Source organism: Desulfocicer niacini (assembly GCF_054657595.1).
In genome coordinates this window covers 1-305 of the sequence record NZ_BAAHYK010000216.1, presented here as the reverse complement: position 1 = coordinate 305, position 305 = coordinate 1, and the positions used below count along the sequence as shown (strand labels likewise).

The following is a 305-nucleotide window of genomic DNA, read 5'->3' as shown; positions in this document are numbered from 1 at the left end:
ATGCATACCAAAGATAAGATCCAAACAGCTTATGCCGACAAAGGGTACGCTGGGGCTCCAAATAGAGAATTTCTGGCATTGAACCAGATCAAGGATGGGATCATGCGAAAAGACAACATCAACGCCAAATTGACCGAGGTGGAGATCTCAAGGAATAAATCCATTTCAAAAATTCGATACATCGTGGAACAATATTTTGGCATCAGCTGCTTACATGATAAAGGAGACAGAGCTCGATTTACACCCATCTTTAAAAACTCAGTAGACATTATGTTCAGGCAATTTGCATTCAATTTGAAAAAAGG

General features: G+C 39.7%; 1 protein-coding gene. It reads left to right on the top strand.

Annotated elements, in window-relative coordinates:
- Positions 1-305: transposase (locus ACYQ2M_RS25455; RefSeq protein ID WP_459919199.1), on the top strand; the 305-nt coding region annotated here is incomplete at its 3' end.